At 74.6% G+C, this 283-nt stretch carries 1 protein-coding gene; it reads left to right on the plus strand.

Annotated elements, in window-relative coordinates:
• The coding region (locus tag RMT89_RS42415) for a hypothetical protein (protein ID WP_315889096.1) at positions 1 to 283 on the plus strand (283 nt) is incomplete at both ends.

Genomic DNA, 283 nt, shown 5'->3' on the forward strand with positions numbered 1-283 from the left:
TCCAGAACCGCAACGCCTACAACCAGCAGCACGCGGTGCAGGTGATCAAGCGGCCGCCCGCGGTCGCCGGCGGGCCGGAGCGGCTCGACGTCCTGGTCAACACCTTCGGCGGCAACGCCATCTCCGACCGTTCGCTGCCGCGGGTGGCCACCCTCGTGGGCGCGGAGGGCGGCTACATCCCGGAGGCGGCCGCGGCCTACAGCGCGGCCGGCACGGTCCAGGGCAACATCATCGGCGCCTATGGCGGCTGGCGCGTCCCCACCGCCGACTACGCGGGCGCCGG

It is taken from the genome of Streptomyces sp. P17 (assembly GCF_032436805.1).
Taxonomy (GTDB): Bacteria; Actinomycetota; Actinomycetes; order Streptomycetales; family Streptomycetaceae; genus Streptomyces.